Source organism: Pseudomonas frederiksbergensis (genome assembly GCF_003732705.1).
GTDB classification, from domain to species: Bacteria; Pseudomonadota; Gammaproteobacteria; order Pseudomonadales; family Pseudomonadaceae; genus Aquipseudomonas; species Aquipseudomonas frederiksbergensis_F.
In genome coordinates this window covers 387269-411867 of sequence record NZ_MOBR01000040.1, presented here as the reverse complement: position 1 = coordinate 411867, position 24599 = coordinate 387269, and the positions used below count along the sequence as shown (strand labels likewise).

General features: G+C 59.8%; 23 protein-coding genes. 4 read left to right on the top strand and 19 right to left on the bottom strand.

Translation table 11 applies throughout. From position 1 onward, the window contains the following. Positions 1–129 precede the first annotated feature (129 nt). Positions 130–1197: an ABC transporter substrate-binding protein gene (locus BK667_RS27155; RefSeq protein ID WP_123510690.1), complete on the bottom strand. Its 1068-nt coding sequence runs from the start codon at positions 1195–1197 to the stop codon at positions 130–132. A gap of 361 nt (positions 1198–1558) precedes the next feature. Here BK667_RS27155 and BK667_RS27150 point away from each other — a divergent pair, with 361 nt between their 5' ends. Further along, a complete protein-coding gene (locus tag BK667_RS27150; RefSeq protein ID WP_123510692.1) occupies positions 1559–2272 on the top strand; it encodes a UTRA domain-containing protein in 714 nt (237 codons plus the stop codon). A gap of 122 nt (positions 2273–2394) precedes the next feature. On the opposite strand, the gene BK667_RS27145 is transcribed toward BK667_RS27150, so the two are convergent. The 9 genes from BK667_RS27145 to minC all read right to left on the bottom strand — a co-directional run bounded on the left by BK667_RS27145 (position 2395) and on the right by minC (position 11690). Further along, positions 2395–3723 (bottom strand): amidohydrolase, encoded by a 1329-nt coding sequence (locus tag BK667_RS27145; protein WP_123599422.1) that lies wholly within the window; start codon positions 3721–3723, stop codon positions 2395–2397. Positions 3724–3789: 66 nt separating this feature from the next. Then, the gene (locus BK667_RS27140) at positions 3790–5946 is read right to left on the bottom strand and encodes a mechanosensitive ion channel family protein (protein ID WP_123599421.1); all 2157 of its coding nucleotides are present in this window, start codon (positions 5944–5946) and stop codon (positions 3790–3792) included. Between the two features lie 78 nt (positions 5947–6024). Then, entirely contained in the window at positions 6025–6201 is a 177-nt protein-coding gene (locus BK667_RS33345) for a hypothetical protein (protein ID WP_185058280.1), read from the bottom strand. A gap of 147 nt (positions 6202–6348) precedes the next feature. Then, on the bottom strand, positions 6349–7638 hold the full coding sequence (locus tag BK667_RS27135) for a M18 family aminopeptidase (RefSeq protein WP_123510698.1): 1290 nt from the start codon (positions 7636–7638) through the stop codon (positions 6349–6351). A gap of 76 nt (positions 7639–7714) precedes the next feature. Then, the gene (locus BK667_RS27130) at positions 7715–8818 is read right to left on the bottom strand and encodes a hypothetical protein (protein WP_123510700.1); all 1104 of its coding nucleotides are present in this window, start codon (positions 8816–8818) and stop codon (positions 7715–7717) included. Positions 8819–8865: 47 nt separating this feature from the next. After that, entirely contained in the window at positions 8866–9501 is a 636-nt protein-coding gene (locus BK667_RS27125) for an RluA family pseudouridine synthase (RefSeq protein WP_123510702.1), read from the bottom strand. A gap of 183 nt (positions 9502–9684) precedes the next feature. After that, entirely contained in the window at positions 9685–9939 is a 255-nt protein-coding gene (gene minE, locus BK667_RS27120) for a cell division topological specificity factor MinE (protein ID WP_007898843.1), read from the bottom strand. After that, the gene (gene minD / locus BK667_RS27115) at positions 9939–10751 is read right to left on the bottom strand and encodes a septum site-determining protein MinD (RefSeq protein WP_123409029.1); all 813 of its coding nucleotides are present in this window, start codon (positions 10749–10751) and stop codon (positions 9939–9941) included. The genes minE and minD overlap by 1 nt, the downstream gene beginning before the upstream one ends. A gap of 201 nt (positions 10752–10952) precedes the next feature. Next, positions 10953–11690, bottom strand: coding sequence for a septum site-determining protein MinC (minC, locus tag BK667_RS27110; RefSeq protein WP_123510760.1), 738 nt, complete (start codon positions 11688–11690; stop codon positions 10953–10955). Positions 11691–11808: 118 nt separating this feature from the next. Here minC and BK667_RS27105 point away from each other — a divergent pair, with 118 nt between their 5' ends. Together BK667_RS27105 and BK667_RS27100 are read left to right on the top strand one after the other, a co-directional pair. Further along, complete coding sequence (locus BK667_RS27105; protein WP_123599420.1) at positions 11809–12741, top strand: lipid A biosynthesis lauroyl acyltransferase; 933 nt, start codon at positions 11809–11811, stop codon at positions 12739–12741. Between the two features lie 35 nt (positions 12742–12776). Further along, positions 12777–13949 (top strand): patatin-like phospholipase family protein, encoded by a 1173-nt coding sequence (locus tag BK667_RS27100; RefSeq protein ID WP_123599419.1) that lies wholly within the window; start codon positions 12777–12779, stop codon positions 13947–13949. A gap of 117 nt (positions 13950–14066) precedes the next feature. Here the strand turns inward: BK667_RS27100 and BK667_RS27095 are convergent, their stop codons facing one another. From BK667_RS27095 to puuE, 7 genes are all read right to left on the bottom strand, one after another. Next, a complete protein-coding gene (locus tag BK667_RS27095; RefSeq protein WP_123510707.1) occupies positions 14067–14852 on the bottom strand; it encodes an outer membrane protein OmpK in 786 nt (261 codons plus the stop codon). A gap of 581 nt (positions 14853–15433) precedes the next feature. After that, entirely contained in the window at positions 15434–16792 is a 1359-nt protein-coding gene (locus tag BK667_RS27090) for a nucleobase:cation symporter-2 family protein (protein WP_123599418.1), read from the bottom strand. 127 nt (positions 16793–16919) lie between these two features. Then, a complete protein-coding gene (locus tag BK667_RS27085; protein WP_123599417.1) occupies positions 16920–18221 on the bottom strand; it encodes a urate hydroxylase PuuD in 1302 nt (433 codons plus the stop codon). Between the two features lie 50 nt (positions 18222–18271). Beyond that, positions 18272–18775, bottom strand: coding sequence for an ureidoglycolate lyase (locus BK667_RS27080; protein WP_010456681.1), 504 nt, complete (start codon positions 18773–18775; stop codon positions 18272–18274). Positions 18776–18927: 152 nt separating this feature from the next. Then, positions 18928–19923 carry an allantoicase gene (gene alc, locus BK667_RS27075; protein WP_123599416.1) on the bottom strand — a complete coding sequence of 332 codons (996 nt, stop codon included), beginning with the start codon at positions 19921–19923 and terminating at the stop codon, positions 18928–18930. Positions 19924–20010: 87 nt separating this feature from the next. Then, on the bottom strand, positions 20011–20526 hold the full coding sequence (gene uraD / locus BK667_RS27070; protein ID WP_123510715.1) for a 2-oxo-4-hydroxy-4-carboxy-5-ureidoimidazoline decarboxylase: 516 nt from the start codon (positions 20524–20526) through the stop codon (positions 20011–20013). Further along, a complete protein-coding gene (gene puuE / locus BK667_RS27065) occupies positions 20523–21449 on the bottom strand; it encodes an allantoinase PuuE (RefSeq protein WP_123510717.1) in 927 nt (308 codons plus the stop codon). Before puuE ends, uraD begins: the two co-directional genes overlap by 4 nt. 419 nt (positions 21450–21868) lie before the next feature. Between puuE and uraH the strand changes: the two genes are divergently transcribed. Continuing rightward, a complete protein-coding gene (gene uraH / locus BK667_RS27060; RefSeq protein ID WP_010456673.1) occupies positions 21869–22222 on the top strand; it encodes a hydroxyisourate hydrolase in 354 nt (117 codons plus the stop codon). A gap of 188 nt (positions 22223–22410) precedes the next feature. Here the strand turns inward: uraH and BK667_RS27055 are convergent, their stop codons facing one another. Together BK667_RS27055 and BK667_RS27050 are read right to left on the bottom strand one after the other, a co-directional pair. After that, positions 22411–23037, bottom strand: a complete 627-nt coding sequence (locus BK667_RS27055; RefSeq protein WP_054048710.1) for a LysE family translocator — start codon at positions 23035–23037, stop codon at positions 22411–22413. Between the two features lie 64 nt (positions 23038–23101). After that, complete coding sequence (locus BK667_RS27050) at positions 23102–24451, bottom strand: NCS2 family permease (protein ID WP_123510719.1); 1350 nt, start codon at positions 24449–24451, stop codon at positions 23102–23104. Between the last annotated feature and the right edge of the window lie 148 nt (positions 24452–24599).

Sequence of the window (24599 nt, the reverse complement as noted above, 5' to 3'; positions counted from 1 at the left end):
AGCGAAATCTGTAGGAGCAAGGCTTGCCCGCGATGGTATCAACTCGGTCATTTGGAAGACCGAGTTGGCTCCATCTGGAAGACCGAGTTGCCTGCATCGCGAGCAAGCTTTGCTCCTACAGATGAAGCATTACTTCATTTCTACGATGACTTCTTCGTTCCACTTCTGCGGCAGGGCCTTGGAGGTTTTCTCCCATGCATCCGCGTCCTTGATCGGGGTCACGCCTTTGTACTGCTCGTTCGGCAGCAGCTTGGCTTTGACTTCGGCCGGCAGTTGCAGATGCTCGGCGCGGATCGGACGGGCGTTGCCGCGCGCCAGGTTGATCTGGCCGGCGTCGCTGAAGATGTATTCGCGGGTCAGCTTGGCGGCGTTCGGGTTCTTCGCGTATTTGTTGATGATGGTGGTGTAGCCGGAAATTACCGAACCGTCGGACGGAATCAGCACGACGTAGTCATCCGGGTTGGCCATCTTGGCTTTGTAGCTCAGGCCGTTGAAGTCCCAGACCACGCCGACTTCGATCTCGCCTTTTTCCATGGTGGCGATGGTCGGGTTGGCCATCGACAGACGACCTTGCTTGGCGATGTCCGCGAACAACAGCAGGGCAGGTTGCAGGTTTTTCTCGTCGCCGCCATTCGCGTAAGCAGCAGCCAGAACACCGTTCGCGGCCTGGGCGGCGGTGCTTACGTCACCGATGGAGACTTTGTATTTGCCGGTCTTGAGGTCAGCCCATTTGGTTGGGGCTTCGGAACCGTGCAGCAGCTTTTTGTTGACGATGAACGCGATGGTGCCGGTGTAGGCCAGGGCCCAGTTGCCGTCCTTATCCTTGGCCCAGTCCGGGACTTGTGCCCAGGTGCTTGGCTTGTACGGTTGCACCACGCCTTGCTTGACCGCGATCGGGCCGAAGGCGGCACCGACGTCGCCGATGTCGGCGCTGGCGTTGTCTTTTTCCGCAGCGAACTTGGCGATTTCCTGGGCTGAACTCATGTCGGTGTCGATGTGTTTCAGGCCGTAATTCTTGGCCAGGTCATCCCAGGTGCCTTTCCAGTTGGCCCAGTCATCGGGCATGCCGACGCTGTTGACGGCGCCTTCCGCTTTCGCAGCGGCTTCCAAAGTTTTCAAATCCGTATCAGCAGCCATGGCGGCGGTGCACATGGCAATGGTCGAGCCTAACAGTGATGCCAGGAAAAGCTGTTTCATCCGAAGCTCCTTTGGGCGTTTTCAACGCTGCGATTGCGGTTGTGTTGGTCTAGGTCAGCAATACCTGAGCCAATTTAAGGGGACTGGATGACACTTTCATGTCGGTGGTCGCCCGGCAGGACATTTATTTGCCCGCAATTGGTGGGTGCCCGGTAAGCGTAGACCATGGTCAGAGCCCCGCAGGGCAAGGCACTTGGCCGATGTATTGCAAGGTTTTCACCGCCGTTCGGCATGACCGTTGGGCAGCTGTCATCTCTCAGTCATCTGCACTGCCTAGGCTTGCAGAATGTTGAAATGAACCGGTTTTGCCGTAGGGTTCTGCCCCGAAACAGTGCTGGTCTAGTCCAGATAGGTAACGTTGATGCGCGATGAGGCAACGAAAGCGGTGACAGCCATTGGCCAGGTGCTGCAAGAACAACTCGACCACGGTCTGTTGGCGGCGGGCAGCAAGTTGCCGGCCGAGCGCAAGCTCAGTGAGTTGTTCGGTACCACACGGATTACAGTGCGCGAGGCGTTGTTGCAGTTGGAAGCGCAGGGTCAGATTTATCGCGAAGAGCGCCGGGGCTGGTTCGTCTCGCCGCCGCGCCTGGCCTACAACCTGATGCAGCGCAGCCACTTTCACGCGATGGTCAGCGCCCAGGGGCGGGTGCCGTCCACCGAGGTGATTTCAGCGCGCTTGCAACCGGCGTCGGCGGCGGTGTGTGCCTGGTTGCAGTTGCCGGCGTTGTCCAGCGTGATCCAGATTTGCCGTGCCCGGCGCATTGATGGGCGGCTGGTGTTGTATGTGGAGCACTATTTGAATCCGCAGTATTTCCCGGGGATTCTCGACTTCGATCTGAATCAGTCGATCACCGAGCTGTATGCGCGGCACTACGATTTGCACTATGGGCGGGTGAGGTTCGAGATCGTGCCGACGTCGTTGTCGGTGGATGCTGCGGCGGCACTTCGGGTGTCAGTGGGTAGCCCGGGATTACGGATTGCCCGGGTCAATTACGATCAGCATGAGCGGTTGATCGATTGTGACCTGGAGTTTTGGCGGCATGATGCGATTCACGTGGGGGTTGATGTGGTTTAGCAGGGAAGACCGCGTCATGCCCATCGCGAGCAAGCTCGCTCCCACATTGGGTCTGTGTCGTTCACAAAACCACTGTGGGAGCGAGCTTGCTCGCGATGGGGCCCCACCCAACAACAAACATCTCAAGGCTTGGCATTGGCATACAGATAGTCAGTCGCCAACGAAGCCAGCGTCCGCACCCCAACCACCAACGCCGACTCATCCACAAAGAACCCCGGATTATGATTCGGCGCCGCTTTGCTCATGTCCTGGTCCCGCGGCGTGACCCCGAGAAACACGAACAGCCCCGGCGTTTCCTTGGCATAGAACGAGAAGTCCTCCGCGCCACCCACCAGCGGCCCTTGCACCACGTCATCCTTAGCAGCCCAGCGCAGGGTCGGCAGCATTTTCTCGGTCAGCGCCGGGTTATTAATCGTCGGGTCGTATTTCTCGATGATCGTCACTTCAGCCTTCGCGCCACCGCTCTCGGCGATTTTTTCCACGGTCTGGCGCACGTCGGCATGCAGTTTCTGACGGATGCCGTAGTCGTAGGAGCGGATGGTGCCGGTCATGTCCACGGACTCGGGAATGATGTTGTAACGGGTGCCGCCGTTGATGGTGCCGATGCTGACCACTGACGGATAAGAAGAGATGTCGGTGCGGCGGCTGACCACAGTTTGCAGGCCGACGATGGTTTGCGCGCCGACGGTGATCGGGTCGATGCCATCCCAGGGGCGACCGGCATGGGTTTGTTTGCCGAGGATCTTGATGCGCAGGTCGTCGGAGCTGGCCAGGGTCGGGCCGGGGCGGTAGGCGATCTGGCCGGCGGGGACACCAGCCCACACGTGCAGGCCGAAGACCGCGTCCGGCTTCGGCGATTTCATCACGCCTTCCTCGATCATCATTTTCGCGCCCCAGGTGTTTTTGCCGTCTGGGATGAAGTCGCTCGGGCCTTCTTCGGCGGGCTGGAAATAGAACACCACGGTGCCAGGCAAGGTGTCGCGCATGCCGGTGAGGATTTTCGCCGTGCTGAGCAGGATGGCGGCGTGGGCGTCGTGGCCGCAGGCGTGCATCACGTCGACTTCTTTATCGAGGTAGGTGCCTTTGGCTTTCGAGGCGAAGGGCAGGTCCGAGACTTCCTTGACCGGCAGCGCATCCATGTCGGCGCGCAGGGCCACGGTCGGGCCGGGCAGGGCGCCTTTGAGGATGGCGACCACGCCAGTGCGCGCGACGCCGGTCTTGACCTCCAGGCCCATGGCCCGCAGTTGCTTGGCCACCAGTTCTGCGGTGCGTTTTTCGGTGTTGCCCAGCTCCGGGTGCGCGTGGATATCGCGGCGGGTTTCCAGCAGTTCCGGCTCAAGCGCTTTGGACTGCGCGGCGATTTGTTCGCGGGCGCTATCCAGCGTTGCGGCGCTGGCGTGACCCACCGCGAGGGTGAGCAAAAGCGTCTGGGCAATGCGTGTGAGCTGCATCGGGTTTCTCCATGGTTATTGTTTTTCTGGCAGCCCTGCCTGTGACCCGAACCTCGCGCCTAAGTGCTATTCCTTCTGCGGTCCGCCACCGGCCGTGACCACTTGCACGCTCATGCGCGGCGTCGCCAGATCCAGTCCGGCCTCATCCAGATGTCGTTTAAGCGAAAGGTTGAATGCCCGTGAAACTTCCCACTGCTTGATCGGCGCGGTCTTGAAGCGGGCGCGAAGAATCGCATTGCCGGACTCAAAACTCTCGACCCCTTGGATCTCCAGCGGCGACCAGATATTGCGGCGTTGCAGTGGGTCGGTGCGCATTTTCTGGCCGACTTCGCGCATCAATTTGATTGCTTCGTCGATGTCCATATTGGAGGGCACCGCCACCCGGAAGATCGCGTAGCCGAATTCCCGAGAGTAGTTCTTGATACTTTTGATTTCGCTGAACGGAATGGTGTGGACGATACCGTCGATGTCCCGCAGGCGCACGGTGCGGATGGTCAGGCCTTCGACCGTGCCGAGGTGCCCGCCGACGTCCACGTAGTCGTCGATGGCCAGGGAGTCTTCGATGATGATGAACAGCCCGGTGATCAGGTCTGCGACCAGTGACTGCGCACCGAAACCGATGGCCAGGCCGATCACACCGGCACCGGCCAGCAGTGGCGTGACGTTCATGCCCATGTTCGCCAGCGCGACGATCAGCGCAATGATGAAAATCGCCACGAACAGCACGTTACGGATCAGCGGCATCATCGTCTGCGCCCGGGCATTCGCCAGGCCTTTGCGCGAGCGGGTGAGGGCGTGGTGCACGGCGGTGTCGCTGAGGATCCAGATCAGCCAGGCGAAAATCAGCGTACCGGCGAGGCTGAACAACTTGACGCTGACTTCATGGCCTTCGCCTTCGGTGAAGGCAATCAGCGACATGCCCCAGACTCGAAGGCCGAGTTCGATGAACACCAGCCATACAAGCAGATGGGCGAGGGTGTAGCAGAAACTTTTCAGGCGCTCGGAATACAACGCGTGGCGTTTCGCGCCGCGCTGCGGTTTGAGCGAGTGCCGGCGGACCAGCCCGTTGATGACCATGCACAGCACCAGCAACACGGTGCAGATCAGCGACTGGCGCAACGCGGTGCTGGTATCGCCCGCAGAAATGAACGTGGCGAACAGCGAAATGCACACCAGCACCAGTGCCGGCACGTACCAGAAGGTGCCAAGGATATCGATGGTGTCGCTCAGGGCGCGGCGGGTCAGGCGCCGGGACAAAGGCTGGTTGCGGATCAAGTGCGCAATCGGCCGGCGGAAGCGCAGGATGAACAATCCGGTGGACAGCGCCGCCAATACGTTGGCAATGGTCGCAGCGGTGTGCGCGAGATGGCTGCCAAGGCTGGCGACCAGGCGCGGATCGCTCAAGGCTTCACCGAACGCGGCGAAACTGCCGATCAGCCACAGCGGCCGGAAGGCCTGATGGCGCAGGATGTACAAGGCGCGATGGCGATGCGGCCCATCGAGCACGGAAAAGGCGATCACGCAGATCGCCGAGAAACAGGTACCGACCACCAGCGCATAGGCGAGCACCATCGCCAGGCTTTTGCCCAATGACGAGGGCAGCGCATACGTCATATACACCGTCATCACCAGGGCAATCAGCCACGGCCCGAGTTTGCGCAGCGCGAAGCGCAGCATGTCGAGGGCCTTGGGGTGTTGCGGCAATTCTTCGGTCAGGCCGAAGCGCATGCGCACCCGGTGGCCGAGCCAGATCAGCGCGGCGGCGAGCAGGCTCCAGACCATCAGGATCATGGCGAAGGCAAAGATGATCGGCAGCCATTCGTTCGCCGGCAGCATCAGCGCCGACAGCTCATCCTTGGCCAGGTCGAATTCTTCGGACCAGCGCGTGATCGGGCTGTCAGCCCCGGTGAACTGCTTTTCGAAACTGGCCAGGGTGCCGCCGATCAGGCCGAGTACGCCTTCTTCGGTGGCCGGTTGAGCTTTTTTGGTGACGTCGCGCAGCTTCTTCAGGTCCGCCAGCAATTTGCTGCGCTGCTGGTCGTTTTCCAGGGACTTGATGACTTCGTCGAGGGATTGCTCCAGGGGCTCCTGCGCTTCGGGCTGGGTTTTCGCCGAGCTACTGAGCAGCCCCGGCAAACTGACCGCTTGGGCAGCCGTCATCGGCAGCAACGTCATGAGGCAGACAAGGAGAAAACACGGCAGGGCGAAAAGACGAGCGAACACTAGGCGGTCAACCTTGGGATGAGCGGATCGACCGAGTGTACGAGCCCGTCAAAATCAATGCGAGCCAGGCGCATGGATTTATTCGTTGAGTTTGGCCAGGATTTTGTAAACAACCGTGGCGAGGATCATCAGCATGCCGAGCCACATGGCGAAGACGCCGGCATTCTTGTCACGGAAATTGAAGCCGATGGCCAGCATGATCATCCCGACGAGGATCGGGATCAGCATGGCGTGGAAGGAAGACATCGAGATCATGGCGACAGCCTTGTCGTAAGGGATAACTTAAGTCTAGGTGGCTTTTCGGCGACCGGTGGTGAACCCCTGTAGGAGCAAGGCTTGCCCGCGATGGTGTATTCGAGATCGCCATCGCGGGCAAGCCTTGCTCCTACAGGGATACAGCGTCTACGGAAGCTCGCGGCAGGCGTAGAACGCGCTCAACACTTTGACCAGGTGCGCCAGGTCGTGGCTGCCGCACAGTTCGCGGATCGAGTGCATGGCGAAGGTCGGCAGGCCGATGTCCACGGTGCGCACACCCAGGTGGCTGGCGGTGATCGGGCCGATGGTCGAGCCGCAGCCCATGTCGCTGCGTACCACGAAGCTTTGCACCGGGACTTCTTCGGCCATGCACAGATGGCGGAAGAACCCGGCGGTTTCGCTGTTGGTGGCGTAGCGCTGGTTGCTGTTGACCTTGATCACCGGGCCGGCGTTGAGTTTCGGGCCGTGGTTGGCGTCGTGTTTTTCCGCGTAGTTCGGATGCACGCCGTGGGCGTTGTCCGCCGAGACCAGCAGGGATTTCTGAATGGTACGTACGAATTCATCCCCTTCAGGCAGCAGACGGCGCAAGGTCTGTTCCAGCATCGGGCCATCGGCGCCGCAGGCCGAGCAGGAACCGACTTCTTCGTGGTCGTTGGCCACAAACACGCAGGTTTCGTCGGTTTCGGTGGTCAGCAACGCTTGCAGGCCGGCGTAGCACGACAGCAGGTTGTCCAGGCGCGCACCGGCGATGAAATCACCGTGCAGGCCAATGACCGCCGCACTTTGGGTGTCGTAGAAGCTCAGCTCGTAGTCGAGCACTACGTCGGCGTTGAGGCCGTGTTCGCGAGCGAGTTGGTCGGTGAGCACGGCGCGGAAGTCCACCCGCTCGTCACCGGCGAATTGCGCGAGAATCGGCGGCAATTCGGTCTGGGCATTGATTGCCCAACCCATGTTGGCTTCACGGTTGAGGTGGATGGCCAGGTTCGGGATGGTGGCGATCGGTGCCTTGAAGTCGATCAACTGACTCTCGACCTTGCCGTCGCGGCGGAAGGTCACGCGGCCGGCCAGGGACAAGTCACGGTCGAACCACGGTGCCAGCAGCGCACCGCCATAGACTTCGACGCCCAACTGCCAGAAACCCTGGCGTTGCAGCTCCGGCTGCGGCTTGACCCGCAGGCACGGGCTGTCGGTGTGGGCGCCGACCAGGCGGATGCCGCCGTGCAGGGGCGAATGACGGCCCATCTTGAACGCGACAATCGAGGAATCGTTACGGGTGACGTAGTAACGACCGTTGGTTTCGACGGCCCACGGCTCGCGCTCGTCAAGATGCGAAAAACCTGCCGCTTCCAGACGCTGAACAAGGCTGGCAGTGGCATGAAACGGGGTAGGGGAGGCCTTGAGGAAGTCGATCAGGCCTTGGTTCAACTCTTCGCGCATAAGAAACTCCAGACAGCAATGGGCGGCAGTTTAACGTATTGGCCTGGGGCTTTGGGCATGACATGTGCCGCCGGTATCAACCGGCGACCGCCACGCGTTTTTTCAGGTACTGCATGATGACCCGCTCATCTTCGGTTTTTTCCGGTTTGGGCAGTTGCTCCGGCCAGAGACTGCGAGTGCTCAGCAGCTTTTTCTGACGGCTTTTGTCCCAGCGCAGAATCTCCCGTGAGGCACATTCCCACCATTCATGGCGGCAGGCCGAGTAGTACGGACCCTCCGGTGCGGCGCTGCCATACAGCAGGTCGCGGCCGACCTTGCGCAGGGCACCGCTCTGGTTACGCAACTTCCATTTGATTTTCAGTCGTTGCCAGGACGATGGGAAGGGTTTGACCCGCGGCACATCACGGCAAAGCTCAATCAGCTCCAGATTGAACTGTTCGCCATGCCGAGCGAAGAAATAGGCCAACATCGCGTGGAAAAAACGCTTCTCCGCGAAGTAGTGATAGATGTATTTCTTCGCTTCGCCCACAGGCTTGTCGCGCATCGCGAACGACAACGCAATTTGCTCGATGGTGTGGATGTCGAAACCGTCCCGGGTCCATTCGTCGATCAACTGGATGGATTCGCCCAGCAGGGGGCCGTCGTGGTGGGTCACGCCGCACAGTCCGCTGTTGTACAACTTGAAACCGTTGTCCGGGTTGACGCCATGGGCTTGCAGACACTTACCGAGTTTCAAGTACTCGGGGCGCTCACACACGTACTGCCAGTCGTACTCGAAGCGGTCCATCAGGAATTGGCCGGCCCCGATCTGGCTGAAGGCCCGGTTCGGGTCGCTGGTGAACAACGTGTCGGTATCGACGAACAGCGTTTTTTCAGCAAGTGTCAGGCCGGCGGCAATGGCGCAGGCCTTGCGCCGGTGGTGATAGCCGTTTTCGCCCTGCCACTGGGTCAGGATTTCCTGGCTCAGAAACACGGTTTCAACCGGCCAGCCATCGTAATCCTGAGGGCGATCCGTGAGGATTCGGATGCGTGGGAACTTCGCATTTTTTACATGGGACAGCGCGGTCAAAATGCTGAATTTGGCTTCGCGCCGGTAAACGTCCTGGTTGCCGTAAATCAGGTAAAGCAGTTGGTTGCGGGTTTTTTTAACGGGTGTTTCCAGGAAATCGGTAAAACTCATCCGGATGGGGGTCCTTTTAAAGCGGGCAACTGCTTGTCAGGCAGCGCTTAAAACGGGGCCGGGCATTCGAAACGCAAGCGTTCGCCGGTTTGAGGATGGGTGAAGCTGAGCATGCTGGCGTGCAGGCAAAGGCGCGGCCAGGCAGTGAGGGCTTGCTCGTGGGCATAGAGCCCGTCACCCAGCAACGGGTGGCCGATGGACAACATGTGCACGCGTAACTGATGGGAGCGCCCGGTGATCGGCGTCAGTTCGACACGGCACCAGTCGCCGCAACGTTCCAGCACGCGCCAGAAGGTCAGGGCATTCTTGCCGAATTCGTGGTCCACCACATGCCGAGGCTTGGTCGGCGGGTCGTAGCGCAGAGGCAGGTCGATGCTGCCGCTGTCCAGTTCCGGCTGGCCCCAGCACAGGGCGGTGTAGGCCTTTTCGGTTTCGCGGTCGTGAAATTGCCGAGACAGTTCGCGATGGGTGTCCGGATCACGGGCCAACAGGATGATGCCGGAGGTTTCCCAGTCCAGCCGATGGACAATTCGTGCTTCCGGGTAACCGTTTTCTTGCAGGCGGGTAATCAGGCAATCCTTGTTGTCATCAGCCCGGCCAGGGACCGAGAGCAACAGGGTCGGTTTGTTCACCACCAGGACGGCGTCGTCTTGATGGATGATGTGGATATTGGACAACGGCATTAAAACAGCCTCGTAACAAACGCCAACGGCGGCTCAGAACCCCGCACCCCTGTGTAGGAGCAAAGCTTGCTCGCGATGCAGGCAACTCGGTCCGTCTGACAAACCGAGGTGATGCTATCGCGAGCAAGCTTTGCTCCTACGCGGGGGCGCAGGTCTGAGCCGCCGTGGCTCCTAACGGTTCGACTAGCGATCCGGAAGGGTGATATTGAGTTCCAGAATCGAGCAGCTACCCTGGTTTTCCAGGGCGACGTGCACATCATCGGACCCGATATTGACGTACTTGCGGATCACTTCCACCAGTTCCTTCTGCAAGGCTGGCAGGTAATCCGGGGTACTGCGCTGGCCGCGTTCATGCGCCACGATGATCTGTAGACGCTCTTTCGCTACCGACGCGGTACTAACCTTTTTACTGGCACGAAAGAAGTCAAAAAGATTCATTATTTACCTCCAAACAGGCGCTCGAAGAAGCCTTTCTTCGTCACATCGAGGAAACGATGTTCCTTTTCTTTGCCAAGGAGGCGGTCGACCGCATCGCCGTATGCCTGACCGGCATCGCTCTGGTCGTCGAGAATCACAGGCACACCCGAGTTGGAGGCTTTCAGTACGGCCTGGGATTCCGGAATGACGCCCAGCAGGGTCACGGCCAGAATCTCTTTGACGTCTTCGACGCCAAGCATTTCGCCGTCGCTCACGCGTTGCGGGTTGTAGCGGGTCAGCAGCAAATGTTCCTTGATCGGATCTTCGCCACGTTCGGCGCGACGGGACTTGCTGGCCAGCAGGCCGAGCATGCGGTCCGAGTCACGAACCGAGGACACTTCCGGGTTGGTCACGATGATCGCTTCATCAGCGAAATACATGGCCAGGTGAGCACCTTTCTCGATGCCGGCCGGGGAGTCGCAGACCACGAATTCGAAGTCTTCTTTCAACGCCATCAGGACTTTTTCCACGCCTTCGACGGTCAACGCGTCTTTGTCGCGAGTCTGGCTGGCGGCCAGCACGTAGAGGTTTTCCAGGCGCTTGTCTTTGATCAGGGCTTGTTGCAGGTTGGCTTCGCCGTTGACCACGTTGACGAAGTCATACACCACGCGGCGCTCGCAACCCATGATCAGGTCGAGGTTACGCAAACCGACGTCGAAGTCGACGATGACTGTTTTGTGGCCGCGCAGAGCGAGGCCGGTACCGATAGCGGCGCTGGTGGTGGTCTTACCCACACCACCCTTGCCGGATGTAACCACGAGAATCTTGGCCAAGGTGTTTCACCCCTAAGGAAAAAGGACTTTTAGCCCCTGAAAAACATCTCTTGAAAAACTACTGCAGTCGGACAGCCTTGGCTGGAATCCGGTCCTGGGCGGCGCGTACCTGCGGTAAACACTGCTTTTGGCCTTTTTCCTACTTCGTTTGAGCCGTTTTCGCTACGTTTTAGAGATGCTTGGAAAATGCGGCAGTATCCGTTAAAGCCGAATGATGTTCAACACGTCGCCCGACAGGCTGACTTGTACGCCCGAGCCCCACAACGGATCGCGACGCAGATCCTCGGAAACCTTGTAGTGGCCGGCGATGGAGAGCAGTTCAGCGCTCATTTGCTGACAGAAAATCCGGGCTTTCCAGTCACCTTTGACCCCGGCCAGTGCACGACCGCGCATCGGTCCGTATACATGGATGTTCCCATCGGCGAGAAGTTCCGCCCCCGGGCTGACCGAGGAAATCACCACCAGATCGCCACCCTGGGCATAAATCTGTTGGCCACCACGTACTGGCGACGTGATGATTTTCGTCGGTTTGATGGTCGGCTCCGGTGGTTTTTCCGGTTTTTTCACCACGACGCCTTCGTTCGGGTCCAGTGGACGCTCACGGGCACCGGACGGCGGCAGTACCGGCAGATCGACGGCGATGGCGGCGGCGATGTCTTCGATGCGGCTGGCACGGATCGCCAGGGTGCGTAGGCCGTGCTGACGGCAAACACGCATCAGGCCGGGCAAATCGACGGCGCCTTCACTGGCCGGGAGTTTGTCCAGGGCCAGCACCAGCGGCGCATTGCTGAAGAAATTCGGCGCCTGGGCGACCTTGGCGGCCAATTGCCGATCGAGGCTCTCGAGGTCGTTGCGGGCCAGCTCCAGCACCGTAATGGCGAGCATGCTGCCCTTCAACTGGAACACGGGATCTTGGTCTAGCGGTTCGGTTTGGCTCATGGTCGGCATACAACGGCTTGTCACTAAAAGTGCCGAGACTTATAACGAGAACGCCCGCGAGCCGCAAGCCGGGTCGAACGATGTAGAATGCGCGGCCATCGTCTTTCCGGAAGCTTTAATGGATCGCCCGCGTTTTCGTACCGCCTTTCTTTCTCCACGTTTCTGGCCGCTGTGGTGCGGGCTGGGGCTGTTGTGGCTGATTGTCCAGTTGCCGTATCCGGCGTTGCTGTTTGTCGGCCGAGTCTTAGGTGCCTTGATGTACCGAGTGGCCGGCGACCGACGGCGCATTGCCAAACGCAATCTTGAGCTGTGTTTCCCTGAAAAGTCCGCCGCCGAGCGCAAACGCCTGCTCAAGGAAAACTTCGCCTCCACCGGCATTGCCTTCTTCGAAATGGCCATGAGTTGGTGGTGGTCGCGCAGGCGTCTGGCGAAACTGGCCCATGTCGAAGGCCTGGAGCATCTGAAAAAAGCCCAGCGCGACGGCAAGGGCGTGATCCTGATGGCCCTGCATTTCACCACCCTGGAAATCGGCGCGGCGCTGCTCGGTCAGCAACACACGATTGACGGCATGTACCGCGAGCATAAAAACCCGTTGTTCGACTTTATCCAGCGTCGGGGCCGCGAGCGGCACAACCTCGATTCGCTGGCGGTGGAGCGCGACGACGTGCGCGGCATGCTCAAGTTGCTGCGCGCCGGCCGGGCGATCTGGTACGCACCGGATCAGGACTACGGCGCCAAGCAAAGCATCTTCGTGCCGTTGTTCGGGATTCAGGCCGCGACCGTGACCGCTACCAGCAAATTTGCCCGGTTGGGCAAGGCGCTGGTGGTGCCGTTCACCCAGGAGCGTCTGGCGGACGGCAGCGGCTATCGGCTGGTGATTCATGCGCCACTGGATAATTTCCCCGGCGAGACCGACGAGGCGGATTGCATTCGCATCAATCAGTGGGTTGAAGGCGCCTTGCGCGACTGCCCGGAGCAATACCTCTGGGCCCATCGCCGCTTCAAGAGCCGTCCACCGGGCGAGCCCAAGTTGTACGCAAAACGCGGTTGAACCACCGATCCCTTTAGGCACCATGGAGTGTTGCGATGAGCCCAACTGAACCGGTTACAGGGTTGATTCTTTCCGGCGGCGGGGCTCGGGCGGCGTATCAGGTGGGCGTACTGGCGGCGATTGCCGAATTGCTGCCGCCCGGCGCAGACAATCCGTTTCCCGTGATCGTCGGCACCTCCGCCGGGGCGATCAACGCAGTCAGCCTCGCCAGTGGCGCGATGGATTTTCGCGGCGCCATCGAACGTCTGACTGCGTTCTGGCAAGGCTTTCGCAGTCATCTGGTGTTGCGCAGCGACTGGCCGGGGGTGATCCATCAGGCCAGCCGTTTCGTCAGCCACAGTTTGCTCGGCATCGGTGCGCAGGTGCCGGTGGCGTTGCTCAACAGTTCGCCGCTGCGCGGGTTGCTCAACGACAAACTGCAGATGAACGGCATCGCCGAAGCCATCGCGCAAAAGCAGTTGCAGGCCGTTGCGGTCACCGCGTTCGGCTACGAGTCCGGCCAGGCCGTCACCTTCTATCAGGGCGGCGGCACCATCGACGCCTGGTTGCGCCATCGACGAATCGGCGTGCCGACCCAATTGACCGTTGAGCACTTGCTCGCCAGTTCGGCGATTCCGCTGTTGTTCGCGCCGGTGAAGATCGGCGAAGAGTTTTTCGGTGATGGCGCGGTGCGTCAGTCGGCACCGATCAGCCCGGCCCTGCACCTGGGCGCGAGCAGGGTGCTGGTGGTGGGCGTCAGCGGCAACCCGCGTGGGGTTGACCCGGAACAGCCGCTGCAACGGGCCTACACCGGCCAGCAGCCGACCCTGGCGCAGATCGGCGGGCACATGCTCAACAGCACGTTCATTGACAGCCTGGAAAGTGATATCGAGTTGTTGCAGCGCTTGAACCAGTTCAGCCACTTGATGCCCGACGGCACACCGACCCGTGCCTTGGGCGTGGCGCCGGTGGAGGTGCTGGTGATTTCGCCGAGCCAACCCATCGATGAAATTGCCGCACGGCATCGCCAGGAATTACCGGCGGCGTTGCGCCTGTTCCTGCGCGGACCGGGGGCGACCAAAACGAGTGGGGCGGGGGTGCTGAGTTATCTGCTGTTCGAGGCGGGGTATTGCAGTGAGTTGATCGATCTCGGCCGGCGGGATGCGTTGGCCAAGCGCGATGAGTTGTGTCGGTTTTTGGGGTTGGCGGAGCCTGTGATTCCGGCTTGAGATTGGCAGTGCGGCTTTCGCGGGCAAGCCTCGCTCCTACAGGTTTTGTGTTGTTCGCATCATCGGCGAACGACACAAAACCCGTAGGAGCGAGGCTTGCCCGCGAAGCTTTTAAGATCAGAAGTGGAACTTCACCAGGAAGCTCGTGGTGTTCTGATTGGTGGTGAACGCACGGGTGTCGTCGATCCCGTACTTGTCTTTCCAGTAGTCGTATTCCACACCGACATACAACTGCTTCTCGCCGAAATTCAGCGCCTTGCCCAAGTCGTATTTAACTTGTGGATTGAAGTGCAGGTTGGCGTGGTAGTCGCCATGGGCGTTGGAGTCGTTGTCCACCACCCAGTCCATGAAACCATCGATCAGGATGTTCGAGTCGCCCACCGGGATGGTGTAGGACCAGACCGGGGTGATCTGCCAGACGTTGTCACCGGCGCGCGGGCCTTCGGTGTGACGCTGGTAGAAGTTCAGCTGGAAGTAGTCGAAACCGGGGATCGCCAGGTCGAAACCCGGGCCGATCAGGTACGACTCGACGTCGCCTTCACCGAACTCGTAAGTCATCGCCAGCAGGACGTCTTTGATCGGGCCGAACTCGATCTTCTGGTCGAGGACCTTACCCAGGGAAATTCGCGGGCTGAACTCACCGTAGTAGGTGTTCGGCCCGACGTTGAAGTCCTTGTCACCGTTGTAGAAGATCTTGTCGACGAAGAAGAAGTTATCCCCGTACTTCCAGCCATCGGCGTGCTCGAAGGTGACGGTCTGCTGAATGTGCGGGTTGACCTTGAAGTCTTTGCCATACAGGTAGGTCAGGCTGTTGTTCTGCCATTGCAGCAGGTCGCCGGCCATCGCCTGGCCCCCGGCCAGCAAGGATCCCGCGAGCATCAGGCTGGTGCACGTACGTTTCATTCGGTTGCTCCCAAAAAGTAGGTGGTTCGACGTTTTTTTTCTTAGGTCGGCGCTCTGGTGTGGCGCCTTTTCGTGCAGCTGTAAAAATTCATCCATTCGGTCAGCTTTGTTGCTGTTAGCAAGAGCTGAGCCAAGGCATTCAAAAAGCCAAAAAACGCCCGCTCGGCTGTTCGGAAACAGTCGATTACGAGAGATTTTGGGATGCCTTGATACCGTCCAGTGCCGGGATAAGTTGGCTTTCTGGTCAGGAATTAAATCCGGGCTTTTTTTTAGACCAGATTCGGGCGGCGGCGGAGAATACTGACTCCTTGGCCAGGTCTCAAGTGCCCCGCAACAGCGCACCGACGACAGGTTTGGGGCACGGTTGGCGGAAGTGGGCCTGCCGTCGTCAAACGACAGGCTTGAGGGGGTAAAAACCATCGGGTGCTTCCTCTTGTTTTTATTGTTGAGGCGCAAGCACTGCTGACCCTGTGGGAGCGAGCTTGCTCGCGATTGCGTCGTATCAGTCGGCGTGTGTGGTGCTGATACACCGCTATCGCGAGCAAGCTCGCTCCCACAAGGGGGGTGTGTTTTCCGGGTTATTAGTGCGGGTGGGCTGCGCAATCGTTGATGGCTGCGCGTTCGCGGCCGCCAAGAATGTTGAACAGCAGGTTCAGCGACAGAGCGCTGAGGGTGGCCATGGCGATGCCGCTGTGGGTGATCGGGCTCATCCACATGGGCAAGTGCGCGAAGAATTCCGGACGCACCACGGGGATCAGGCCCATGCCGATGCTCACTGCCACCAGCAGTTGATTGCGCCGGTCACCGATGTCGGCTTCTTGCAGGATCTTGATGCCAGTGGCCGCGACCATGCCGAACATCGCAATCGCCGCGCCGCCGAGGACCGCTGGCGGGATCGATGCCACCAGGAACGCGGCTTTCGGCAGCAGGCTCAATACCACCAGCAAGCCACCGGCGACGATGGTCACCGAGCGGCAACGCACGCCGGTCATCTGCACCAGACCGATGTTCTGCGCGAACGAGGAGTGGGTGAAGGTGTTGAAGAAACCGGCGAAGAACGAGGCAGCGGCGTCACACAGCAGACCGCGACGCAGCATTCGTGGGCAGACTTCGCGGTCGGTAATCTTGCCCAGGGCGAGGAACATCCCGGTGGACTCGACGAAGATAATCACCACCACCAGGCACATCGACAGGATCGGTGCGAGTTCGAATTTCGGCATGCCGAAGTGCAGCGGCGTGACGATCTGCACCCACGGCGCCTGAGCCATGCCGCTCAGGTCAACCATGCCGATCACACCGCAGAGCGTGTAGCCCAGGCACATGCCGATCAGCACGGAAATGTTGACCCAGAACCCGCGCATAAAGCGGTGGATCAGCAGAATGGTCGCCAGCACCAGCGCGGCGATGGCCAGGTAAATCGGTGAACCGAATTGCGTGGCGCCAGCACCGCCGCCGGCCCAATTCACGGCGACGGGGAACAGCGATAAACCGATCGAGGTGATGACCGTGCCGGTCACCAGGGGCGGGAAGAAGCGCACGACTTTGGACATGAATGGCGCGATGAGCATGCCGAAGAACCCGGCGGCGATGGTCGCGCCGAAGATCCCTTGCAGGCCGATACCGGGCATTCCTGCCATGGCCACCATGCTGCCGACCGCGGCGAAACTGGCGCCCATCATCACCGGCATACGAATGCCCATCGGGCCGATGCCGAGGGATTGCACGATGGTGGCGATGCCGGCCACCAGCAGGTCGGCGTTGATCAGGAAGGCGATTTCTTCACGATTCAGGCCAGCGGCTTGTCCGATGATCAGCGGCACCGCGATGGCGCCGCCGTACATCAGCAGAACGTGTTGCAGACCGACCAGGATCAGTTGCAAAAGGGGCAAACGCTGAATGGCGGGTGCGTCGGGGATGCGCGCTTCGGATAGCTCGGACATGCAACACCTCGGATCTTTTTTATTCTTGTGATTTTTGCAGCAGGTTGACCGCGGCGCGGCCGTTCGCGGGCAAGCCTTGCTCCTACAATCCGTAGGAGCGAGGCTTGCCCGCGAAGCTTTTCAGCGATTAATTGGTCTGTGCTCCCTGAACAATCCAGGCACCAATCAGGTCACGCTCTTGCTGGGTCATCTGGGTGATGTTGCCCAGTGGCATGATCTGGCTGGCGACGGCTTGCGCCTGGATCCGCGGGGCCAATTGCTGGATTTGTTGCGGGGTATCGAACATCACGCCGGCCGGTGCTGCACTGAACAGCGGGCTGGTGGGTTTGGCCGAATGGCACACGGCGCAGCGCTCCTGAATCACGCTGTGCACCTTGTCGAACGCCGGGCCCTGATTCGAAGCCTGGGCCGGTGCAGCGGCAGGCGCGGCAGGCTTGGCTTCAGCAGGTTTGGCGCCACCGCCGAGGGCGGTTTCCGGCAACGGCTGGTACTCGATGGTGCCAGGGGCCTTGGCCACTTCAGGTGCGCTCGGCATCTGCGCCGGGCCAGTCACGTAGGCCAGACTGATCATGCCGACGGCGGCGACCGGCAGGGTCCAGGCAAACTTGTGGCTGTCATGGCGGGTGTTGAAGTAGTGACGCACCAACACAGCCAGCACCGCGATCCCGGCCAGAATCAGCCAGTTGTATTGGCTGCCGTAGGTGCTCGGGAAGTGGTTGCTGATCATGATGAACAGCACCGGCAAGGTGAAGTAGTTGTTGTGACGCGAACGCAGCAAACCTTTGGCCGGCAGCGCCGGATCCGGCGTGCGGTTCTCGGCAATCGCCGCCACCAGTGCACGTTGCGCCGGCATGATGATGCGGAACACGTTGCCGACCATGATGGTGCCGATGATCGCGCCGACGTGCAGGTACGCACCACGACCGCTGAACACTTTGCTGAAGCCGTAGGCGGCCGCAATGATCAGCACGAACAGGATGCCGCCGAGCAGGGCAGGGCGTTTGCCCAGTGCCGAGTCGCAGAGGAAGGAGTAGATGAACCAGCCGATGAACAGCGAGCCGATACCGATAGCCACGCCTTCAGGACCGCTCAGGGTGCTGCCCGGTGCCAGCAGGTACAACGTCGGGTTGGAGTAGAACACCACGCACAGCAGCGCGATCCCCGACATCCAGGTGAAGTAGGCTTCCCATTTGAACCAGTGCAGGTTGTCCGGCATGGTCGGTGGAGCCAGTTTGTATTTTTCCAGGTGATAGATACCGCCGCCGTGGATCGCCCACAGATCGCCCGCCAGACCACTTTTCGGGTTGACCCGATTGAGGTTGTTTTCCAGCCAGACGAAATAGAACGACGCACCGATCCAGGCCACGCCAGTAATCATGTGAACCCAGCGTACGCTCAGGTTCAGCCATTCCAACAGATGTGCTTCCACAGTCTTTACCTCTCGCCTGTCACTCTGTTGTCGAGTGATCAGACCTTCTCTTATTGGTGGGGGGCGAGGATCAAACGCTCATCCTCTTTGAAAAAATGCTCATCGCAGTTATTGCCTGTGCCACTGCGATCAACCACCAGGAAGTCATCCCGCTTTTCGATCGTCAGCACCGGATGGTGCCAAACGCCGCGATGGTAATTAATGCCCTGCCTGCCGTTGGTAACGAAGGCGCGGACCAAGCCTGATACAGGTTCATCGCCAAGTGGCGCGACCACGATCAGAAAGGGGTTGCCCAGCAGCGGGATGAAAGCCTGGCTGCCCAGCGGGTGACGCTCCAGCATGCTGACGGTCAGCGGCATGTCCTGCGCGTCGGCGCGGAAAATGCTGATGATCGCGTTGTCTTCTGGCGTGGCGGTCTGCACCGTCGCCAGTTTATGAAAGCGCATGGTCGAACCGTTGTTGATCATGAAGTGATCGCTGCCGTCGGTTTCAATCACGTCACCGAAAGGGGCGAAGGCTTCTTTGGTCAGCGGTTCAATCGTCAGTGTGCGCATGCTGGTCTTCTTACCTTGAATTTGTGTTGATCGTTTTGATCGTTCCCACGCTCTGCGTGGGAATGCAGCCCGTGACGCTCCGCGTCACATCCAAAGCGGACGCAGAGCGTCCGGTGATGCACTCCCACGCAGAGCGTGGGAACGATCGGGTGTTACTTCGCGACCTTGCCGAGAACCCGCAGGCGACTCACACCACCATCCGGGAACACGTTCAGGCGGATGTGGGTGATCGGGCCCAGGGCCTTGATCTGCTCGGCGAAGGTGTGTTCGGCGTGCATTTCCAGTTTCTGCGCTGGCAGCAGTTCGCGCCAGAACAGCGATTGGGTTTCGATCTGGCTGTCGGTGCCGCCCTTCACGAATGCGCCCTGAATCGAGCAAGTGTCCGGGTAGTTGCCCTTGAAGTGCAGGGTGTCGACGATGACTTTCTCGACTTCGCCGGCATGACCCAGCGCGACGATCACCCAGTCATTACCTGGTGTGCGACGACGTGCGGTCTCCCAGCCATCGCCCATGTTGATGCCACGGCCCGGGTTGAGGATGTTGCTCATGCGACCGAAGTGTTCGTCGGAGCAGGCGAGGGCGCGGCCACCGTTGAGGGCTGCGGCCAGGTCGATCTGTTCGTTGTCGCCAACCGCCGACCAGTCGCGGTGCGGCACACCGTACACACGCAGACGCGCTACGCCACCATCCGGGTAGATGTTGAAACGCAGGTGGCTGAAGGCCTGGTCGTTATTGATTTCGTGGTAGTGGTGGCTGTTGCCTTGCAACTCGACGGCGGACAGCACTTCAACCCACTGGGTGTTTTCGGTTGGCTCGCCTTCAGCCAGGAAACAGGCTTCCAGGGAAGCCGACGGCGGGTAGTTGCCGGTGAAGAATGAAGTGTCGATGTCCACGCCTTTGATCGAACCCGGCACGCCCAGGCGGATCACGGCGCTGTCATAGCCTTCGAAGCGCTTGCGGCGCGATTCCCAGCCGTCCATCCACTTGCCGTTGTCATCGAACACGCCTTCTTTCCACACCGCCGGGGTCGGCTGGAACAGGCGGTTGGCATCAGCGAACCAGTCATCGGTGACCGAGATGATTTTGGTGCCCAGGCGGGCGTCGGCCAGGTTGACGAACTTCTCGAAAGGTACGGCGTAAGCTTTCATTCTTCTTGTCTGCCTTTAATAAAGTTGGCTTGGGATGCTTGCAGGGCCCTGGGTGTATTCGCGTTTTTTACACTCGGGCCAAGTTCGCTAGAGAGTCAGTAATCGGAACAACGCTATCTTGTTGATCTCCGCCAGCGCGCATTTGAATTCGGTGTCTGCCGAGTTGTGAATGCGCGTTTCGAACGCCGCGAGGATCTGATGCCGGTTGCTGCCTTTTACCGCCATGATGAAGGGAAACTTGAACTTGGCTTTGTAGGCGTCGTTCAGCTCGGTGAAGCGTTGAAACTCTTCGGCCGTGCATTGGTGAATCCCCGCGCCAGACTGTTCTTCAGTGCTGGCCGCGGTCAGTTGGCCCTGGACGGCGGCTTTGCCGGCCAGGTCCGGGTGAGCGTTGATCAGAGCCAGCTGGCTTTGATGGTCGGCGCTCAACAGGATGTCGCTCATGCGCTGGTGCAGGGTTTCGATCTCGTCGATCGAGGCGTCCTGGCCCAGGTCGAAGGCCTTCTCGGCCACCCATGGCGAATGTTCGTAGATGTCGGCGAAAGCGGCGACAAACCCGTCGCGGCTCAGGGTCGATGGTTTGACAGTTTGAAAGGTGCTCATTGGGCAGCCCCTTGGTACGGGTGGGTTTCGTGCCAGTGGCGAGCGATATCGACGCGACGGCTGAACCACACCTGTTCATGACTTTTAGCGTATTCGATAAAGCGTTTGAGCGAGGCTAGACGCGCCGGACGGCCGATCAGGCGGCAGTGCAAACCGATCGACAACATTTTTGGCGCCTCGGCACCTTCGGCGTACAGCACGTCGAACGCGTCTTTGAGGTATTCGAAGAAATCGTCGCCCTTGTTGAAACCCTGGACCTGGGTGAAGCGCATGTCGTTGGTGTCCAGGGTGTACGGGATCACCAGGTGCGGCTTGCCGGTCGGGTTGTTCGGTTCCCAGTAGGGCAGGTCATCGTCGTAGGTGTCGCAGTCGTAGAGGAAACCGCCTTCTTCCATCACCAGCCGACGGGTGTTCGGGCCGGTGCGGCCGGTGTACCAGCCCAGTGGGCGACTGCCGGTGAGTTCGGTGAGGATGCGGATCGCTTCGAGCATGTGCTCGCGTTCCTGGGCTTCGTCCATGTACTGGTAGTCGATCCAGCGATAGCCGTGGCTGCAGATCTCGTGGCCGGCATCGACCATGGCGCGGATCACGTCCGGGTGACGCTGGGCGGCCATGGCCACGGCGAAGATGGTCAGCGGGATGTCGAATTCCTTGAACAGCTTCAGCACCCGCCACACACCGGCGCGGCTGCCATACTCGTAAAGGGATTCCATGCTCATGTTGCGCGCGCCTTGCAGCGGCTGCGCCGAGACCATTTCCGAGAGGAAGGCTTCGGACTCTTTGTCGCCGTGCAGGATATTGCGCTCGCCACCTTCCTCGTAATTGAGCACGAAGGACAGGGCGATGCGGGCATTGCCCGGCCAGTGTGGGTGCGGAGGGTTACTGCCGTAACCGACCAGGTCGCGTGGGTAGTCAGCGCTCACTGCAGTCTTCCTTCTTGTTCGTGTCGACTTATTCAAGGTCAGAGTTGTGTGGCAGCCTGGTGTGGCGTCACAGCGATGGGCTGATTGTATACAACTTTATATTCACTTTGTAAGCCTGATTTTTTGCATTTTTCATTAACTGTCATGAATGGATGCTATTGCAAGAAACCTGCCTGACTGGTCAGCTAATGGATAGAAGGTCCGCTGCACGCATGGTTCGTGGTCAGATTCACCGGGAATCCCCGGATGGCGGTGATCGGGATAAAAATGTCGTTTTTATTGTGTACAATTTTTTTGAAAAGTGTCTTAATCAGTCGCTCGCCGCAGCTTTTCGTGCTCCGAAACGGTGCGGTCTCCTTTCAACTGACTTCGGGAGGCGCGAGGCCTGTCTGCTCATTGCGGCCAGGCGCGCAGAATCAATGGGACGTTTGACTACACACGTTTTGGACGCTGCACACGGTTGCCCGGGCAGCTCGATCAAGGTCGAGTTGTACCGCGTTGAAGGTTCGCAACTGGAATTGGTCGCCAGCGCGATCACCAACAGCGACGGCCGTGTCGATGCACCGTTGCTGCAAGGTGATGACTACCGTTCCGGGGTCTATCAAGTCCAGTTCCATGCGGGCGATTACTACCGCGCCCGTGGCGTTCAGCTGCCAGAGCCGGCGTTCCTGGATGTGGTGGTGCTGCGGTTTGGCATCTCTGCCGAACAGGATCACTACCATGTGCCGTTGCTGATTTCGCCCTACAGCTATTCGACCTACAGAGGAAGCTAGGACTTTCCCCCCAAGAATCCTGCGCATACAGCTTCTTTGGTCTTTTGCCCGCTCACACTGCGGGCTTTTTTTTGCCTTGGGAAATGTGGTGTGGCGGGCGACGCCTTCGCGGACAAGCCTCGCTCCTACAGGTCGCGGTGATCTAATCGACACAAAACCTGTAGGAGCGAGGCTTGCCCGCGAAGCTTTTAGCGGCTCAACAACGACGCCGCACCCGCCCCACTGAACAACCCCGCACTGATCCGGTTAAACCAACTCTGTCCCTTACCTGTGCGCAAATACCGCGCCGCCCCATGGGCACCCAACCCATAAGCCAACTTGCACAACAGATCCAGCACAGTCCAAGTCGCAATCATCACCAGCAACTGCGGCAGGAACGGTTGCTCGGCGCTCAAGAACTGCGGCAGGAAAGCAGCAAAGAACAGGATATCTTTCGGATTGCTCGCGCCCAGCACAAATGCGCGCCCAAACAGCGCACGAAAGCGCGGCACCGGCGCAGCCTGGGGCACTTCGGCACCCACCGACGGCTGACGCGATTGCTGCCAGCTCTGCCAGGCGAGGTAGAACAGGTACAGCGCGCCGACAATCTTCAGCGCGCTGAACAGCTGTTCCGAGGCCAGCAGCAGGGCGCCCAGACCCAGCGCCGAGGCACTGAGCAGACAAATCGAAGCAATCACCCCACCGAGAAAGGCCGGGTAAGAACGGCGCAAACCGTAGTTCAAACTGTTGCTGATCATCAGCAAAGACAATGGCCCCGGGATCAGGATCACCACCAGCGCCGCGCCGCTGAACAGCAGCCAGGTTTCCAGACTCATCACTTTCCTCCTAATGTGCAAAAGCCCCACCCGACGGGGTGAGGCTGGTTGAAGCTATGACCGCTTACAAGAAAACGAACTTGGCGATGAAGATCGCGCAGAGCACCCACAGACTGACGGAAATTTCCTTGTACTTACCGGTGCCGGCCTTCAGCACGACGTAAGTGATGAAGCCCAGCGCGATACCGTCGGCGACCGAAAAGGTCAGCGGCATCATGATTGCGGTGACGATCGCCGGGATGCTGTCGGTCGCTTCATCCCATTCGATGTGAGCCATGCCGCTCATCATCAGCATCGCTACGTAAATCAATGCACCGGCGGTTGCATAAGCCGGAATCATGCCAGCCAGCGGTGCGAAGAACATCGCGGCAATAAATAGCACACCTACTGTCACGGCGGTAAGACCAGTCCGACCACCCGCGGCGACACCCGCGGCACTTTCCACGTAACTGGTGACCGGTGGAACACCGACCATCGCCCCGAATACGCTGGACGCACTGTCGGCTTTCATCGCGCGGGAGAGGTTTTCGATCCGGCCATCGGCGTTCACCAGGTTGGCGCGCTGGGCGACACCCATCAAAGTGCCGGCGGTGTCGAACATGTGCACGAAGAGGAACGCCAGCACCACGCTGATCATGCTGACGTTGAATACGCCGGCAACGTTCATGGCCATCCAGGTCGGCGCCAGGCTCGGCGGGGCGGACATGATGCCTTCGTAGTGGACGAGGCCCAGGCCCCAACCGGCGAGTGTCACGGTGATGATGCTGATGAGGATCGCGCCGAAGACTTTGTGGTAGCTGAGTACGGCGATCATCAGGAAGCAGATGGCGGCGAGCAGCGGGCCGGGTTCGCGCAAGGAGCCGAGCTTGATCAGGGTTGCAGGGCTATCGACGACGATACCGGCGGTTTTCAGGCCGATGATCCCCAGGAACAGCCCGACACCGGCGCCCATGGCGTAGCGCAGGCTGACTGGAATGCTGTTGAGCAGCCATTCGCGAATCCTGGAAAAGGTCAGGATCATGAACAGCACACCCGAGACAAACACCGCGCCGAGTGCGGTTTCCCAGTTGTAGCCCATGGTGCCGACCACGGTGTAAGTGAAGAACGCGTTGAGGCCCATGCCCGGCGCGAGGCCGACCGGCCAGTTGGCGTACAGGCCCATCAACAGGCAACCCAGCGCGGCGGCGATGCAGGTGGCGACGAACGCGGCGCCGTGATCAATGCCGGCGTCGGCCATGATGTTCGGGTTGACGAAGATGATGTAAGCCATGGTGATGAAGGTTGTCAGACCGGCAATCAGCTCGGTCTTCACCGTGGTGCCGTGCAAGGTGAGTTTGAAGATGCGCTCCAGCCAGCCATTGCGTAACGGCGGCGAGAGTTCCAGCGACGGGGCTTCGGATTTGCGGCTTTCCACAGCGAGTACTCCTCAAGAGTTTTATTTTTATTTCCAGGGCCGGACCCATGAGGGTGGCAGCGGCCCTTTGAGGCACTTGCGAATTTGTTGACCGCTTGGTCAGGAACTCGCACGAAGTGGATTATGCTTTTGTATACAAATAAAGCAA